Here is a 658-nt window from a genome sequence, read left to right on the forward strand (position 1 = left end):
GGGCAACCCTTTCCCCTCCCGAGGGGAGACAAGGGCATCGACATCCCCGCCAAAACCCGCAATACGTCCCCCGGGGTCGCATCCATCGGAAGGATGCTCATGTTCAAATCGCTACTGGCCGGGGCCGCCGCAGCAGCGCTGCTGGCCCCTTTGCCCGCCGCCGCCGAAGAACCGGTGATGAAGCTCGCCGGCATGCTGCGCTGCGCCGCCGTCTATCAGGTCACGAGCGAAAAGGCGCCAAAGGACAGCGAGGCGCAGCTCACTGCCGGGCGCCATTTCCTGCAATATTATATGATCATGCTCGGAATGGCCGAACATGATCCTGCCGACAATTTCGACGCGAATACGCTCAAGACCTTGTTCGAGGCCGAAAATGCCATCGCCGATTCGGACGCGCTGCTCGCGCGGATCGACGGCAAGACCGACGTCTTCGCCGCCGACATCGCGACCTGCGCCGCCTTCCGCAACCGCGAGCCCGAATTGTTCGCAACCGCCGACCAGACGATCGACGCGCTGGCACGGGCGCAGGCGGCAACGGCGAACTAGCGGGCTGGCCGGTAACGGCCGGTAGCAGTCGTGGAAGGATTGATCTGATTTCCCCTCCCGCAAGCGGGAGGGGCAGCGAGACTTGGAAACTTGTTTCCTAGTCGCAGCGGGG

At 64.0% G+C, this 658-nt stretch carries 1 protein-coding gene; it reads left to right on the plus strand.

The window, feature by feature from the left end:
• The first annotated feature begins 99 nt into the window (after window positions 1–99).
• Complete coding sequence (locus B1A78_RS21940) at window positions 100–546, plus strand: hypothetical protein (RefSeq protein ID WP_077148918.1); 447 nt, start codon at window positions 100–102, stop codon at window positions 544–546.
• The last annotated feature ends 112 nt before the right edge of the window (window positions 547–658 follow it).

It is taken from the genome of Sphingopyxis sp. KK2 (assembly GCF_001990265.1).
GTDB lineage: Bacteria > Pseudomonadota > Alphaproteobacteria > Sphingomonadales > Sphingomonadaceae > Sphingopyxis.

What these genes read in the sequence shown, in the direction of transcription:
- B1A78_RS21940 (WP_077148918.1), top strand. Translation starts at nt 100, where the DNA reads ATGTTCAAATCGCTACTGGCCGGGGCCGCCGCAGCAGCGCTGCTGGCC.